This is a genomic window from Bradyrhizobium cenepequi (genome assembly GCF_020329485.1).
GTDB lineage: Bacteria > Pseudomonadota > Alphaproteobacteria > Rhizobiales > Xanthobacteraceae > Bradyrhizobium > Bradyrhizobium cenepequi.
Genome location: NZ_JAGKJI010000024.1, coordinates 67,988 through 83,345, shown reverse-complemented (window position 1 = coordinate 83,345; position 15,358 = coordinate 67,988). Strand labels below are relative to the sequence as shown.

The following is a 15,358-nucleotide window of genomic DNA, read 5'->3' as shown; positions in this document are numbered from 1 at the left end:
GAGAAGACCGATGCTGACGCGACGCAGTATGATGCTTGCCTCCATCGCGGCCGGAGTGATCATGAACAACAGAAACGTCTACGCCAAGGCAGCGCAGCCCTCGACACCGGTGAATTTCGACGTGCCGGCCGGCGCCTGCGACTGCCACACCCACATCCATGGCGATCCCCAGAAATTCCCGTTCTTTGCCGGCCGCGTCTATACGCCGGAGCCGGCCTCGCCCGAGGAGATGAGCGCGCTGCACAAGGCGCTGGGGATCGAGCGCGTGGTGATCGTGACGCCGAGCGTCTACGGCACCGACAATTCCGCGACCCGCTTCGGCATGATGGCGCGCGGGGCGACGGCGCGCGGGGTGGCTGTGATCGACGACAAGACGCCGGACAGCGATCTCGATGCGATGCAGAAGGACGGTTTCCGCGGCATCCGCCTCAACCTCGCAACCGGCGGCATCAACGATCCCAATGTCGCCCGCGCCCGCCTGACTGGCGGAATAGACCGTGTCAAGGGACGCGGCTGGCATGTGCAGGTCTACACGAACTTGCCGATCATCCCCGCGGTCAAGGACCTGGTTGCGGCATCGCCCGTGCCTGTTGTCTTCGACCATTTCGGCGGCGCGCAGGCCGCGCTTGGCGTGGAGCAACCGGGATTTGCTGATATGGTCGACCTGGTGAAGTCCGGCAAGGCCTATGTGAAAATCTCCGGCGCCTACCGCGCCTCCAAGCTCGCACCCGACTATCAGGACGCGATCCCGCTCGCCAAGGCATTGATCGCGGCAAATCCCGACCGCATCGTCTGGGGCACCGACTGGCCGCATCCCGATACGGTCGTCCCGCCCGGAAAGCAGGTCGCGGATGTTATTCCGCTGTACCAGATCGACGACGGGCGGCTCCTCAATCAGCTCGCGGTGTGGGCGCCGGACGCGGCGACGCGCAAGAAGATCCTCGTTGACAATCCGGCACGGCTCTACGGTTTCACCTCCTAGAGTCGCGCCGCGAGAAATAGGAGATCAGAACCGGCAGCGTCACGAGGATGACGAGCGGCGCCAGCATCATGCCGGTCACGACCACGACTGCGAGCGGCTTCTGCACCTGTGAGCCGATCCCTTCCGACAGCGACGCCGGCAACAGCCCGACGCCGGCGACGACGCAGGTCATCAACACCGGCCGCAGTTGCAATTCACCGGTGCGGACCACGGCCCGCATCCGGTCGTAGCCTTCGTCGATGAGTTGATTGAACTGCGACAGGATGATGATGCCGTCCATCACGGCAATGCCGAACAGCGCGATGAAGCCGATCGCGGCCGAAACGCTGAAGGGAATCCCGGAGACAAGCAGCCCGAGCACGCCGCCGAAGATCGCCATCGGGATCACGCTCATGGCGAGCAGCGTATCGACCATCGAGCCGAAATTGAAGAACAGCAGGATCGCGATCAACCCGAGGCTGATCGGCACCACGATCGACAGCCGCTTGATGGCGTCCTGCAGGTTGCCGAACTCGCCGACCCATTCGACATGCGATCCCGGCGGCAGCTTGACCTGGTCGGCAACCTTCTGCTGCGCCTCCTGGATCGCGCTGCCGAGATCGCGCTCGCGCACCGAGAATTTGATCGGCAGGTAGCGCTCCTGCTGCTCGCGATAGATATAGGCGGCACCCGAGATCAACTTGATCGAGGCCACCTCGCTCAACGGAATCTGCGTGATCCCGCCGTTCGGGCCGGCAACGCCGATGCGCAGGTTCTGGATCGCTTCGGCGCTCTTGCGGTACTCCGGCGCGAGCCGCACGATGATCGGGAAATGCCGGTCGCTGCCGGGCTCGTAGAGATCGCCGGCGCTGTCGCCTCCAACCGCGACCTTGATCGTGGCATTGATGTCGCCTGGTGACAGGCCGTAGCGTGCGGCACGGGCGCGGTCGATGTCGATCTGGATCGTCGGCTGGCCAAGCGAAGTGAACACCGCAAGGTCGGTCACGCCCTGCACGGTCGAGAGCACCGACTTGATCTGATTGGCCGTGTCGGTCAGCGCCTGCAGGTCGCTGCCGTAGAGCTTGATCGAGTTCTCGCCCTTCACGCCGGAGACGGCTTCCGAGACGTTGTCCTGCAGATATTGCGAGAAGTTGAACTCGACGCCGGGAAACTTGTCCTGCAACTGCGCCAACAGCTGCGCGGTCAGTTCCTCCTTGTCGCGTGTGTCGGGCCATTCGCTCGCTGGCTTCAGCGGTGCAAAGAATTCCGCATTGAACAGGCCGGCGGCGTCGGTGCCGTCATCGGGACGGCCGTGCTGCGACACCACCGACTCCACCTCGGGACGGGCACGGATCATCCGGCGCATCTCGTTGACATAGGCATTGCCCTCCTGCAGCGAAATCGTCGGCGGCAGCGTGGCGCGGATCCACAGATTGCCCTCTTCCAGCTTCGGCAGGAATTCGAGCCCGAGCAAGCGCACCGACAGCGCGGTCAAGAACACGAGGGTGGCAGCGCCGGCCATCACCATTCGCCGGTTAGTGATCGCCCAGTTCAGGACGGGCAGATAGAGGCGATGGAGCTGCTTCATGATCCAGGTCTCGGTCTCCTGGATATGCGAGGGCAGGATGATCGCGCTCAGCGCCGGCGTCACCGTGAAGGTCGCGAGCAGACCGCCGGCGAGCGCATAGGCATAGGTCCGCGCCATCGGCCCGAAGATATTGCCCTCGACGCCGCTCAGGGTGAACAGCGGCAGGAAGGCGGCAACGATGATGGTGGCGGCAAAGAAGATCGAGCGCGACACGTCGGCAGACGCCGACAGGATCGCGTGGCTCTTCATCCCCATCATGGTTTCGGCGGAGATATGGCTCTGCTCGGCTTCCGAAAGCGCCGTGGTCTGCGACAGGCGGCGGAAGATCGCCTCCACCATGATGACGGTGCCGTCCACGATCAGTCCGAAGTCGATCGCGCCGACCGACAACAGATTGGCGGATTCGCCGCGTAGCACCAGAATGATCACGGCAAAAAATAGCGCGAACGGAATCGTGGAGCCGACGATCAGCGCGCTGCGGAGATCGCCGAGGAAGATCCATTGCAAGAGCACGATCAGGAGGATGCCAACCACCATGTTGTGCAGCACGGTGTGGGTCGTGAGATCGATCAGGTCCTTGCGGTCGTAGATGCGCTCGATCCTCACCCCTGGCGGCAAGATCGAGGAATGGTTGATGGATTTGACCAGCTGCTCGACACGGGCGATCGTCGGCGAGCTCTGCTCGCCGCGCCGCATCAGCACGATGCCCTGCACGACGTCATCGTCATTGTCGAGGCCGGCAATGCCGAGCCGCGGCTTCTCGCCGACAGTGACGGTTGCGATATCCCTGACCAGCACCGGGTTGCCGCCGGACTGCGACACCATGGTGTTGTTGAGATCGTCGACCGAACGGATCAAGCCGACGCCGCGCACCACCGCCGACTGACTGCCGATATCGACCGTGTTGCCGCCGACATTGATGTTGGCGTTGCTCACCGCCTGCAATACCTGGGGCAAAGTCAGGCCGTTGGCGACGAGCTTGTTGAAATCGACCTGCACCTCGTAAGTCTTGGTCTTGCCGCCCCACCCGGTGACATCGATCACGCCGGGCACGGCGCGGAAGCGGCGTTGCAGCACCCAATCCTGCAATGTCTTCAAGTCGAGGACGCTGTAATTGGGTGGGCCGACCAGCCGGTAACGAAAAATCTCGCCGATCGGGCTGAGCGGCGAGATGGTCGGCTGCACATTGCCCGGCAGAGGCGGCAGTTGTGCGAGGCGGTTCAGCACCTGCTGCAGCGCCTCGTCATAGGTGTAGTCGAAAGAGAACTGCAGCTTGACGTCGGAGAGGCCGTAGAGCGAGATGGTGCGGATCGTGCGCAGGTTCTTCAGCCCGGCGACCTGGGTCTCGATGGGAATGGTGATGTAGCGCTCGATCTCCTCCGCAGACAGGCCCGGGCTTTGCGTCACGACGTCGACCATCGGCGGCGTCGGATCGGGATAGGCCTCGATATTGAGGTGCTGGAAGGCGATCAGGCCGCCGATCAGGACGGCGGCGAAGATGCCGACCATCAGATAGCGGCGGCTGACTGCGAGAGCGACAAGGCGATCCATTCAGATCGGAGCTTTCAATATTTGGGGAATGTCAGCTGCCGGAGGCGGCGCGATCGATGAACAGGCTGCCTTTGGTGACGATCTGCTCGCCTGGACGCAGATTGCTGACGATCTCGACGAGATCGCCGTTGGTGATGCCCGGCTTGACCTGGCGCAGTTCGATCGTTTTGTCCTGATGCGCGACCCAGACGCGGACCTGGTCGCCCTCATAGATCAGCGCCTGCTTGGGCACGCCGACCGACGGATGATCGCCCGGCGAATACAGCGTGACATTGGCGAACATCTCCGGCTTCAGCGCGCCATCCGCGTTGTCGATGGTGGCGCGGACCAGAAGCCGGCGCGTCACTGGATCGATCGCGGCGGCGACATAATTGATGCGCGCGGTCAGCGAACGGCCCGGCAGCGCCATCACGCTGAAGGTGACGTCCTGCCCGACCGCGACCTTGGCGGCGTCGCTCTCGCGGACGAAGGCGAGCAGCCAGACGGTCGAGAGGTCGCCGATGACGTAGACGGGATCGCTGGCGCCGGAGGAGACATACTGCCCAGGGCCGGCCTTGCGCTGCACCACGGTGCCGCCGATCGGCGCAAAGATCGTGATCTCCGGATTGATGCCGCCCTTCTGGCGCAGCGTATCGATATCTTCGTTGGCAAAACCGAGAATACGCAGCTTGTTGCGCGCCGCCTCCAGCGTCGTTTGCGCCGAGCGGAGATCGTTCTGCGCCTGGACCAGCGTGGCCTGGCTCTGCTGATAATCCTTCAGCGGCACGGCCTTGCCTTCGAACAAGTCCTTGGCGCGGTTGTCCTGGAGTTGCGCCAGATCGACCGCCGACTTCGCCTTGTTCACGCTTGTCATCGCCGAGATGTAGTCGTTCTGCGCCTGCACGGTGTCGGCGGCTTCGATCACGAACAGCGGCTGGCCTTTGACGACGCTGTCGCCGGCCCGCGCCAGCAGCCTGGTGATGCGGCCGGTATAGGGCGAGAACACGGGGGTGGAGCGATCCTCGTCGATGCCGATCTTGCCCTCGGTGACGTATTCGGCGCGAAAGGCACGCTCGGAGACCGGCTGCAGGCTGAGGCTCGCCCATTCGGCAGGGGTCGGCGTGTAGCGTTGCAGGCCTTTGCGGGATTGGCTCGAGACCTCGGAATGGCCGTTTTTTGCCAACTTGGTATTCAGGGATCCATAAGCCACGCCGCCGGCGATCGCCAGCACGGCCACGACCACCGCCAGGCGCTGGCGGTTAAGGATCTGCAATCGCTTGGTAATGTCGTTGACCATGGGGCCCGTGGCTGACGTCGGAGGTTCCGCTGCGCTAATAGTGCTGAATTACCGTTCTAGACAACCTAAAAAGCGACAATTGGCCGCAGGTTTTAATCTTTTGGACAGTCGGGCATGAACGCCGGCTGAATGCCGGGCTCCGGACAATTCCGGGGTAGTGGAGTTTGGTAGAGATGTGCGTCCGCGTTCTCGCGGCGCGTTGCGCCCGAGGTTTGCGTCTCGTTTCACCCTCTTCGATAGCAGAGGGCGCAGGGAAAGCCGGGTGCCGGTTGCACCCGTGGGCCCCGTGCAACAAAAAGCACGGGGGTAGGACCACAGGTCAACCGGAGCAACACCGGCTTTACTTCGTGCTCTTCCCGGTGACCGGGCTTTCTTGCCACCGTCATCTCTCGCGCAAACTTGTTTGCGCAAAAAACTTAGCGCCAGCGTCGGGGCGCCAGAACCACACGACTTCGCCGTCCACGGATAGTCACGCTCGTCAGTTGCAACACCCGCGTCCACCGCATCTCACCGCAACGTTCGTGACGATCGCGAGCCGCCCCTCATTTCGGGTGAGACGCGCGGAGTTAAATCACTGATTTGCCCGACGACGGAAGCGGAATGTTTTTCGCCGCAGGGCTGGACGGGGCAAATCATGTTGGAATTGCTGGCGAATTTTTCTCCGTCATTCCGGGGCATCGCGAAGCGATGAGCCCGGAATCGATATCACCACCTGCACAAATGGACGAATGGATTCTCTGATGTGCAATTGCACATCATAGCTCGCGCTGCGCACGCCCCGGAATGACGGAGAGTGAGATGCCCGTGGCCCATCCCTCGAGACGCCGCTTCGCAGCTCCTCGGGATGAGGGTTAATTCGTGGCGCCTCGCCTTTAATGAAAATCGCGCGACGGCGTCCGGCGGGCTCGACTTTCTAATGCGCCATCAATAGCGGCAAGTCTGCGTGCTCCATGATGTGGCTGGTGGCGCCGCCGAAAATCATTTGCCGCAGTCTGGCCCTTGTGAAGGCTCCCTTGACCAACAGATCACAGCCTTCCGCCCCGGCCGCGGCGAGGACGGCTTCACCGGTGCTGCGGCCGTTCAGCTCAACGCTCATGGGCTCGGCGGCAATGCCATTATACCGCAATTGCTTGCGCACCTGATCGGCTGATGGACCCGGTACGTCCTGTCCGCCGACGACAGTCAACACTGTCACGCGCTCAGCCAGGCGCAGCAAAGGCATCGCGAAAGCATTGGCGCGAGCCTGCTCGGTGCTGCCATTCCAATGGATCATGATGTTGGTCGCGACCTGTTTCGGAGCGGTCGGCGGCGACAGCACAACAGGCCGGCCGCTTTCGAACAGTCCCGATTCGATCGCCCGCTTATAGAGAGGATCCGTGTTAGCGCCCGGCCTGCTCATAACAATCACGTCGAACGCGCGGCCATGGCTGCCGACGATGCCCTCGCCCGGCGACACCTCGGCAAACCAGCTAAACCAAGGTCGGTCCGCGGTCGCTCTCGCAGCAGCAACACCGTGCTTCTGCATGAAGGTTTCGAAAAGCTCGCGCTCCCCTGCGGCCTCCTCTTCGCGCCGCGCGCGATAGGCTTCCATGGTATAGCTGCTGGCCAGCCCCGCCACGACAAACTCGGGGGTACCAAACCACAGTGGAACACCCTCGATATAGGCGCCGGTGCGCTGCGCGAGCAGCACCGCCGTTTCGAGCGTGGATGTCATGGCCGGGGTATTTTGGGTTGGTACCAAAATCGTCTTCATTGTCAGCTCCCGCTCGTTGCAAATGAACGATAGCGCAGCCAAAACAGCATTAACTTTCGACATGCTAAACCTTCGAGACAAAACCGCCAAGCCACGCCAAGTGCATTGCGAAATGGATTCCTCTGATGTGCAATTGCACATCGTAGCTCGCTGCATCGCGGCGCGCCGGAACGACAGTGAGAGGTTTTTGCGGCCCATCCCTCGAGACGCCGCTTCGCGGCTCCTCGGGATGAGGGGTCATTCCGGAGCGATACGTTAGCATCGAGCCCGGAATCCATTTCGCCGCTTGCGCAAGTGGACGAATGGATTCCGGGTTCGCGTGGAGCCTGTCATCGGGCCGCGCTCCGCGCGGACCCGTTGGCGCGCCCCGGAATGACGGAGGAAAGAGGTGGTGCGCTCCCTCAATGAAAATCCCGCGAAGCCGGCAGGATGCGCACGTTGCGGGGGTGGCGGATTTTTTGCGGGGTGTTTTCGCCGTGGTCGCGGCGGTCATCGTTGAGGGGTTCGACCAGAGCGGGGCCGGCGGGCACGGCGGGCTTTGCGCTGAACGCGTCGTTAGAGAGATTGAAGAGGTCGTAGGAGCGGTCGATCATGCGTTGCGCGACCAGGTGGGTCACCTCCTCCGGGCTGCTCTGGATATAGCCTTCGACCAGGATCAGCCGTGCGCCCATCACTTCTTTCCGGTATTGCTCCATCACCTTCGGCCACACCACGATATTGGCGATCCCGGTCTCGTCCTCGAGCGTCATGAACACCACGCCATTGGCGCTGCCCGGACGCTGCCGCACCAGCACGACGCCGGCGCAGCTGACGCGACGACGGTCGTTGCGATGGCAGACCTCATTGCAGGGCACGACGCGCTCTTTTGCAAACATCGCGCGCAGGAATTCCATCGGATGGCCCTTCAGCGACAGGCGGATGGTCTGGTAGTCGGCGACCACCTGTTCCTGCCGCGGCATCTGCGGCAATGGTTTTGCGTTCTCGTCCGGCTGCTCGCGGGCAACAGCGGCTTCGAACAGCGGCAATGGCACGTCATCGGGCAGCCGCCGCACCGCCCAGAGCGCCGCGCGGCGATCGAGGCCAATCGAGCGGAAGGCATCGGCGTCGGCGAGCAGGATCAACGCGCGCTTGGGCAGGCCGGTGTCACGGGCAAAGTCCTCCAGCGAGGTAAAGGGACGCCGCTGCCGCGCTGCGACGATGCGATCGGCCCAGTCGTTGCTTTCTTCACCTCTCCCATTGGGAGAGGTCGGCGTACTCGGATCGGCGCTTTGCGCCGTCCGAGCACAGGCTCCGCGCCGGGTGAGGGGCGCGGTCTCTCGTGGGACCTGAGCCCCCTCACCCGACTTGCACATGGTCATGTGCAAGTCGACCTCTCCCCGCTGGGGAGAGGTGGGAGCTTGCGGCGCCACCGGTTCGATCAAAGAGAATTCTGCCTGCTTCACCTCCCCCGCTTGCGGGGGAGGTCGGATCGCATCGCTAGATGCGATCCGGGTGAGGGCTCTCTCCACACGAAGGTTCTCGCCCGCGGAGAGACCCTCACCCCGACCCTCTCCCGCAAGCGGGAGAGGGAGCGCAGGCATCTTCCGAAATGACGCCTGGATTTGCTTCAGCCTCTCCTCATCTGGATCTTTCCAATTGAAACCGTCGATCTGGCGGAAGCCGAGGCGGACGGCGCAATGTTTGCCGGTGCCCTCCTCCAGCGTGTTCTGGGCGAAGCTATAGGACACATCGATCTCACGGACCTCGACATCGTTCTTGCGGGCGTCGCTGACGATCTGCGCGGGCGCGTAAAAGCCCATCGGCTGCGAGTTGAGCAGCGCGCAGCAGAAAGCGTCTGGATGATGATGCTTGAGCCAGGAGGAGATGTAGACGAGTTGCGCGAAGCTCGCGGCGTGACTTTCCGGGAAGCCGTAAGAGCCAAAGCCCTTGATCTGGTCGAAGCAGCTTCTGGCGAATTCGCCATCGTAGCCGCGCGCGACCATGTTGCCGATCAGCTTGGATTCGTATTTGCCGATGGTGCCGAGGTTGCGGAAGGTCGCCATCGAACGCCGCAGGCCGTTGGCCTCTTCGGAGGTGAACTTTGCGGCTTCGATGGCAATCCGCATCGCCTGCTCCTGGAATAGCGGCACGCCAAGCGTCTTATGCAGGACATTATACAATTCGTCCGGAGGACCGTGCTCGGGCGATGGCGACGGGTAGCTCTCTTTTTCCTGCTTGTTTCGCCGGCGCAGATAGGGATGCACCATGTCGCCCTGGATCGGCCCCGGGCGCACGATCGCGACCTCGATGACGAGGTCATAGAAGGTTCGCGGCTTCAGCCGCGGCAGCATGTTCATCTGCGCGCGGCTCTCGACCTGGAACACGCCTAGCGATTCACCGCGGCACAGCATGTCGTAGACTTTGGGATCGTCCTGCGGGACCGTAGCCAGCTCGTATCGCTTGTCCTTGTGCTCGGCGATCAAATCAAAGCTCTTGCGGATGCAGGTCAGCATGCCCAGCGCCAAGACGTCGACCTTCATCATGTTGAGCGCATCGACGTCGTCCTTGTCCCATTCGATGAAAGTGCGGTCGTCCATCGCGGCATTGCCGATCGGCACATAGGTGTCGAGCCGGTCCTGCGTCAGCACGTAACCGCCGACATGCTGCGAGAGATGGCGCGGGAATTCGATCAGCTCGGTGGCGAGATCGACAGCGAGCCCGATCATCGCATTCTTCGGATCGAGTCCGGCCTGCTTCACCTGCATGTCGTTGAGGCCCTTGCCCCAGCTTCCCCACACGGTATCGGCGAGCGCGGCAGTGACGTCCTCCGTCAGCCCCAGCGCCTTGCCGACGTCGCGGATCGCGCTGCGCGGACGGTAGTGGATGACGGTCGCGATGATCGCGGCGCGATGCCGGCCGTAACGGCGATAGACATATTGCATCACCTCCTCGCGCCGCGAATGCTCGAAATCAACGTCGATATCGGGCGGCTCCAGCCGCTCTTTCGAGATGAAGCGCTCGAACAACAGATCGACCTTGGTCGGATCGACCGAGGTGATGCCGAGCACGTAGCAGACAGCCGAGTTCGCCGCAGATCCCCGCCCCTGGCACAAAATGCCTTGGCTGCGCGCGTAACGGACGATGTCGTGCACGGTCAGGAAGTAATGCGCGTATTTCAGCTCGGCGATCAGCGCGAGCTCCTTGTGCAAGGTGGCACGGAGCTTGTCGGGAATATCACCGCCGAAATAATGGTCAACGCCGGCCCAGGTCAGGTCTTCGAGATGCTGCTGCGCGGTCTTGCCGGGCGGCACCGGCTCATCAGGATATTGGTATTTGAGCTGGTCGAGCGAGAAGCTGATGCGACCTGCAAAGCGCATGGTCTCCGCGATCGCATCAGGGAAATCGCGGAACAGCCGGGCCATCTCGTAAGCTGGCTTCAGATGCCGCTCGGCATTGGCTTCCAGCTTCCTGCCGATCGCGTCGATCGTCGTCTTCTCCCTGATACAGGTGAGCACGTCCTGCAGGGGACGGCGCGCGGGATGGTGATAGAGCACCTCGTTGGTCGCGAGCAGCGGCACTTCGGCTTTCGTTGCAAGGTGATGCAACCGCGCCAAACGACGCTTGTCGTCGCCGCGATAGAGCAGGCTTGCGGCGAGCCAGACCCCCTCGGCACGGCTCGCCTTCAACCGCGCGAGCAGATCAAGCACCTTGGCCGCCTCGAAACGATGCGGCAATGACAGCACCAGGAGCTGGCCTTCGGCGAACTCCAAAAGATCACTCAGCTTCAGATGGCACTCGCCCTTTTCGATCCGCTTGATGTCATCGCCCCGCTTGCCGCGGGTGAGAAGCTGGCACAGCCGGCCGTAAGCCGCGCGGTCGCGCGGATAGACCAGGATGTCAGGCGTGCCATCCATGAAGACGATGCGCGAACCGATCAGGAGTTTTGGCGGGTGTTTTACCTTGGGGTTCTCGAGTTCCTTGTAGGCGCGCACCACGCCGGCGAGCGTGTTGTGATCGGCAAGCCCGATCACGGGAATGCGGTATATGCTCGCCTGATGCACATAGGCGCGCGGATCCGATCCGCCGCGGAGGAAGGAGAAATTGCTTGATATGCCGATCTCGGCATAGTCGGGCTCAGGCTCCATCATGCGAACAGCCCATGCACGAACCAGTTGGCGGGAACGGGCTTGCCGTCTTCGTCGATCAGTTCGTTTTCGTAGAGACCATCACGGAAGATCCAGAAGCGCAGACCCTGCTCGTCTTCGACACGGAAATAGTCGCGCGTCAGCACTTTTCCGTCCCGCTGCCACCATTCCATGGCGATGCGCTCGGGCCCCTCGACCCGCACCACCTGATGCGTGGCGCGCCGCCAGGTGAAGTGATGCGGCGGTCCATCCGGCACGGTAGCGAACGGCACCTTGATCGGCTCTGGCCTTTCGAACAGTCGCAGCGGACGGAGCGGCGGCTCGCCCTCGGTGCGCGCCGGCCAGGCGGCTTGCGACGTTGCGGCCAGATGATGCTGCGCAGGCGCGGCAAGCACCGCGCGCTCGGGGATATGGGTATCCTCCGGCAGGTGCACGACCACGCGCTTTCCCCCAATGCGGGCTGCGATGCGGTCGATCAGCGCAGCAAGCTCGTCATTGTCATGGACATGAGCATTGAGATCGCGCTGCTGCTGCACCACGATCTCGGTACGACCAGCGGACAGGCGGATCAGGTCGAAGCCGAAGCCGGGATCGAGGGGATCGCTCAGTGCGTCGAGCCGCTCGCGGAACAGGCGGTCGATCACTTCGGGCTTGGTCACCGCACGCCCGGTCTCGACGGCAAGCGTGCGCACCGCGCCGTCGGTGCGGAAGAAGCCTGCTTCCAGCTTCCGCGCGCCCTTGCCCTGCTTGTCCATTGCTTGGACCAGCATCTTGGCGAGGCTCTGCAGCATCATCGCGATGACAGGCTCGGTCGTGATCGGCTCGGGAAAACGCTTTTCGACGATGTAGTCAGGCAATGGCTTGCGCGGGCTGATCGGCGCATCGCCCTGCCCCAGCGCATGCTCGAGCCGCGTGGTGAAAGCCGCGCCGAAACGCGCCGCGATCTCATGGCGCGCGCGGGCGGCGACATCGCCGATCGTCTTCAAGCCGGCGCGGCGCAGGCCTTTGGTGATGGCGTCATCGGCTCCCAATGCCGAGATCGGCAACGGGGCAACGGCCTCGGCCTCCGCACCATCCTCGATGCTCCTGCCTGAGGAATGCCGCGTCAGCGTGCGGGCGCAGACCGAGGTCGAGGCGATCGCGCCGCTGACGGCAAAGCCGCGCCGGGTCAGCGCGCCGCAGACGATCTGCAGCATCGCACGTTCGCCGCCGAACAGATGGGCGCAGCCGGTGATATCGAGGAAGAGACCGTAGGGCTGATCGAGCGCCACCAGGGGTGTGAAGCGGTCGCACCAGTCGGCGATGTCGTTGAGCGTCTTGGCATCGGCGGCTTCGTCGGCATCGTACACCGTCAATTCCGGACAGATCGCGCGGGCATTGGCGAGCGGCAGGCCGATCGACAGGCCGCTTCGCGCGGCGGTGTCGTCGAGCGAGTGGATCACCAGCGCATTGTGCTGTTTGATGACAACCACACTTGGGAGTTCTTTCTTCACCTCCCCCGCTTGCGGGGGAGGTCGGATCGCATCGTCAGATGCGATCCGGGTGAGGGCTCTCTCCATACGAAGAGTCTCGCCCGCGGAAACACCCTCACCCCAACCCTCTCCCGCAAGCGGGAGAGGGGGCGATGCAGCGCCCGTGTGGTGAGAAATAGTTTCAACCGGCGAGGCGCTGCTTCGCGCCAGTTGCCGCTTGATCCGGTCGATGGGCAGGCGTGGCAGCCACAGGCTGAGGATACGACGGTTCACTGAAAAGGCACTCATCACATTTCCATTCCATGATCCATCGCCCGACCGGGCCATGACGATTGCGAACGAGCTGCGCATCGAACAGAGGCGCACCCCACGTGCTCCAACTGGCGCCCGGCGGCGAATGCGCTGCGCGCACGATCCATCTGGTTTCCGCGGTGGAGGGAAGCGGCGTTGCCGCCAGGCGGAGCAGCAGCGCGGGAACGCCTGATGATTGCGAGGCAAGCGTCAGCTTGCGGCTTGCGACCAGATCGAGCTGCTTGGACTCGCCCCAGACCTCCATGATGACGGCGCCTAACGCGTCGCAGGCGAGCGCATCGGCCGTGGTGCGCAAGGCATTGTCGATGTCGGCGGCGCGCACGGTGACGAGGAGACGCGGATCGAGGCCGAGTTCCGACAGGCCGCTCATCGACAGCGCACCGGATTCGATTTCGGAAAAATCCTGCCGCACCCAGACCAGCGGCTTGCGCGCGGCAAGACGGCCGGCGAGGCCTGCGATGAAGCCGGTGGCGGAAGCGCCTTGGTGACCCTCGGCAAACACTTCGTGCACCGCAGCTTTCGCAAGCCCGCCCTTGAGCATCGCGTCAGCACCGGCATGGCCAAGCGCGATCCGCTGCAGCGCATGCGCTTCGTTGGATGCCTCAAGGCGCTCGATGTGCCCGCGCAGAGACGCGAGCGTGCTCAGGCGTGCGCTCGTCATGCGCCGCTCCTTTAGGAAGATATCGGGCCGTTGCTGGCTTTTCGGAGAGAAACCAGAAGCCGGCCCATTAGTTCATGATATGTTCTAATATAAAGCCAACCGCGCGGGAGGAGTCAATCGGATTGGTAACGGGATAAAATTATTTATTAAAATCAAATGGTTGATGAGAGCGGAGCAGGTATCATGCACCACATCATCCTGGGCAGCGAGACTGATTTCGACGGCTGGCGTACGACGGCGCGGGCGCTGGTATGGAACGACGTGACGCCCGACTACGTGACCTGGACGGTGCGTGACCACGGGCCCGACCTGTCGGAAATATCGACGGCCAAGGCCCCGTTCGAAGTGCCGGAAGGCACGTTCAACGTACCAGCCAAATTCGTCGAGCTGGCGAAAGCTGTAATCCTGCATCGTGACGCGGAGCGCTTCGCCCTGCTCTATCGCCTGTTGTGCCGCCTGCGCCGCGACCATGACCTGCTCGAGGTCGCTGACGATCCCGAGGTCGCGCGTATCCATGCGATGGCGAAAGCCGTGCATCACGAGGTGCAGCGGACGCGGACGTCGATCCGCTTCCGCGAGATCGGACGCGAGCACAAATCGCACTTCGTCGCCTGGTTCGAGCCGCAGCATCATGTCGTGGAGCTGGCCGCGCCGTTCTTCGCCAGCCGCTATGCCGACATGCCCTGGTCGATCCTCACACCAGACGTTTGCGCGCATTGGGACGGGCATGCGGTGTCGATCACGCCGGGTATCAGCGAGGCCGAGATGCCCGCAGGCCATCGGCTGGAGGAGATCTGGCAGCGCCATTACGCTGCGATCTTCAACCCGGCGCGGCTCGCGGCGAAGAAATCGAGGAACCCGCCGGAGGCTTTGACGATTAAGCCCACAAGCGACAGCGCCACGCCACCGGAACCAGCCATGATCCGCCGCAACGCCGACAGCCTGAGCACGTTGCGCGAGGAAGCCGCGGATTGCCGCGCCTGTCATCTCTACAAGCACGCGACCCAGACCGTGTTCGGCCAGGGTCCGCAAAGCGCGCAGGTGGTGCTGGTCGGCGAGCAGCCGGGCGACAAGGAAGATCTCGCTGGAAAGCCGTTCGTCGGTCCCGCCGGCCTGATGCTCGACCGCGCGCTGATCGAGGCCGGCATCGACCGCAAGAAGGTCTACGTCACCAATGCGGTGAAGCATTTCAAATTCGTGCCGCGCGGCAAGATCCGCCTGCACCAGAAGCCGAATACGCCGGAGATCAAGGCATGCCGCCAATGGTATGAGCGGGAACTCGCATCGATCAAACCCGACCTGGTGGTGGCGATGGGCGCGACCGCAGCCCAATGCGTGTTCAACAAGCTCACGCCGATCAACAAGAACCGCGGCCACCTGATCGATCTCGACGAAGGCATTAAGGCGCTGGTGACGGTGCATCCCTCCTATCTGCTGCGGCTTCCCGATGAGGAGGCGAAAGCGCGGGAATATCAGCGCTTTGTCGAGGATCTGAAGATCGCGGCGGACCTATTGAGGAAACGCGCGCAGGCCGCGGCATAAGCACGGCACCATGCATAGGCCACAAATATCAAGCCGTTGATAAGACTGATATCTGTTTACAACCTTACATTGATAGACGATACTTTCTTATTACAGGGGGGAGTTTGGAGCGTCTTGT

At 62.9% G+C, this 15,358-nt stretch carries 9 protein-coding genes; 3 read left to right on the top strand and 6 right to left on the bottom strand.

The window, feature by feature from the left end; translation table 11 throughout:
• Positions 1–10: 10 nt before the first annotated feature.
• Positions 11–982, top strand: a complete 972-nt coding sequence (locus J6497_RS23705; protein ID WP_225706694.1) for an amidohydrolase family protein — start codon at positions 11–13, stop codon at positions 980–982.
• Here J6497_RS23705 and J6497_RS23700 read toward each other — a convergent pair.
• On the bottom strand, positions 972–4,100 hold the full coding sequence (locus tag J6497_RS23700; RefSeq protein ID WP_225706693.1) for an efflux RND transporter permease subunit: 3,129 nt from the start codon (positions 4,098–4,100) through the stop codon (positions 972–974). The genes J6497_RS23705 and J6497_RS23700 overlap by 11 nt on opposite strands.
• Positions 4,101–4,131: 31 nt before the next feature.
• Positions 4,132–5,376 carry an efflux RND transporter periplasmic adaptor subunit gene (locus tag J6497_RS23695; RefSeq protein WP_225706692.1) on the bottom strand — a complete coding sequence of 415 codons (1,245 nt, stop codon included), beginning with the start codon at positions 5,374–5,376 and terminating at the stop codon, positions 4,132–4,134.
• A 600-nt stretch (positions 5,377–5,976) separates the two neighbouring features.
• Between J6497_RS23695 and J6497_RS23690 the strand changes: the two genes are divergently transcribed.
• Positions 5,977–6,117, top strand: coding sequence for a hypothetical protein (locus tag J6497_RS23690; RefSeq protein ID WP_225706691.1), 141 nt, complete (start codon positions 5,977–5,979; stop codon positions 6,115–6,117).
• A 172-nt stretch (positions 6,118–6,289) separates the two neighbouring features.
• Here J6497_RS23690 and J6497_RS23685 read toward each other — a convergent pair whose 3' ends face one another.
• The 4 genes from J6497_RS23685 to J6497_RS23670 form a co-directional block, all read right to left on the bottom strand.
• Complete coding sequence (locus J6497_RS23685; RefSeq protein ID WP_225706690.1) at positions 6,290–7,129, bottom strand: universal stress protein; 840 nt, start codon at positions 7,127–7,129, stop codon at positions 6,290–6,292.
• A gap of 401 nt (positions 7,130–7,530) precedes the next feature.
• Positions 7,531–11,253 (bottom strand): error-prone DNA polymerase, encoded by a 3,723-nt coding sequence (locus J6497_RS23680; protein WP_225706795.1) that lies wholly within the window; start codon positions 11,251–11,253, stop codon positions 7,531–7,533.
• A complete protein-coding gene (locus J6497_RS23675; protein ID WP_376708261.1) occupies positions 11,253–13,013 on the bottom strand; it encodes a Y-family DNA polymerase in 1,761 nt (586 codons plus the stop codon). The genes J6497_RS23680 and J6497_RS23675 overlap by 1 nt, the downstream gene beginning before the upstream one ends.
• Positions 12,907–13,698 carry an ImuA family protein gene (locus J6497_RS23670; RefSeq protein ID WP_225706689.1) on the bottom strand — a complete coding sequence of 264 codons (792 nt, stop codon included), beginning with the start codon at positions 13,696–13,698 and terminating at the stop codon, positions 12,907–12,909. Before J6497_RS23670 ends, J6497_RS23675 begins: the two co-directional genes overlap by 107 nt.
• A gap of 183 nt (positions 13,699–13,881) precedes the next feature.
• On the opposite strand from J6497_RS23670, the gene J6497_RS23665 reads away from it, so the two are divergent.
• A complete protein-coding gene (locus tag J6497_RS23665) occupies positions 13,882–15,240 on the top strand; it encodes a UdgX family uracil-DNA binding protein (RefSeq protein ID WP_225706688.1) in 1,359 nt (452 codons plus the stop codon).
• The last annotated feature ends 118 nt before the right edge of the window (positions 15,241–15,358 follow it).

Bases quoted from the DNA above. Each gene is read 5' to 3' on its own strand.
- J6497_RS23705 (WP_225706694.1), top strand. From the start codon at position 11: ATGCTGACGCGACGCAGTATGATGCTTGCCTCCATCGCGGCCGGAGTG.
- J6497_RS23700 (WP_225706693.1), bottom strand. From the start codon at position 4,100: ATGGATCGCCTTGTCGCTCTCGCAGTCAGCCGCCGCTATCTGATGGTC.
- J6497_RS23695 (WP_225706692.1), bottom strand. From the start codon at position 5,376: ATGGTCAACGACATTACCAAGCGATTGCAGATCCTTAACCGCCAGCGC.
- J6497_RS23690 (WP_225706691.1), top strand. From the start codon at position 5,977: ATGTTTTTCGCCGCAGGGCTGGACGGGGCAAATCATGTTGGAATTGCT.
- J6497_RS23685 (WP_225706690.1), bottom strand. From the start codon at position 7,129: ATGAAGACGATTTTGGTACCAACCCAAAATACCCCGGCCATGACATCC.
- J6497_RS23680 (WP_225706795.1), bottom strand. From the start codon at position 11,253: ATGGAGCCTGAGCCCGACTATGCCGAGATCGGCATATCAAGCAATTTC.
- J6497_RS23675 (WP_376708261.1), bottom strand. From the start codon at position 13,013: ATGAGTGCCTTTTCAGTGAACCGTCGTATCCTCAGCCTGTGGCTGCCA.
- J6497_RS23670 (WP_225706689.1), bottom strand. From the start codon at position 13,698: ATGACGAGCGCACGCCTGAGCACGCTCGCGTCTCTGCGCGGGCACATC.
- J6497_RS23665 (WP_225706688.1), top strand. From the start codon at position 13,882: ATGCACCACATCATCCTGGGCAGCGAGACTGATTTCGACGGCTGGCGT.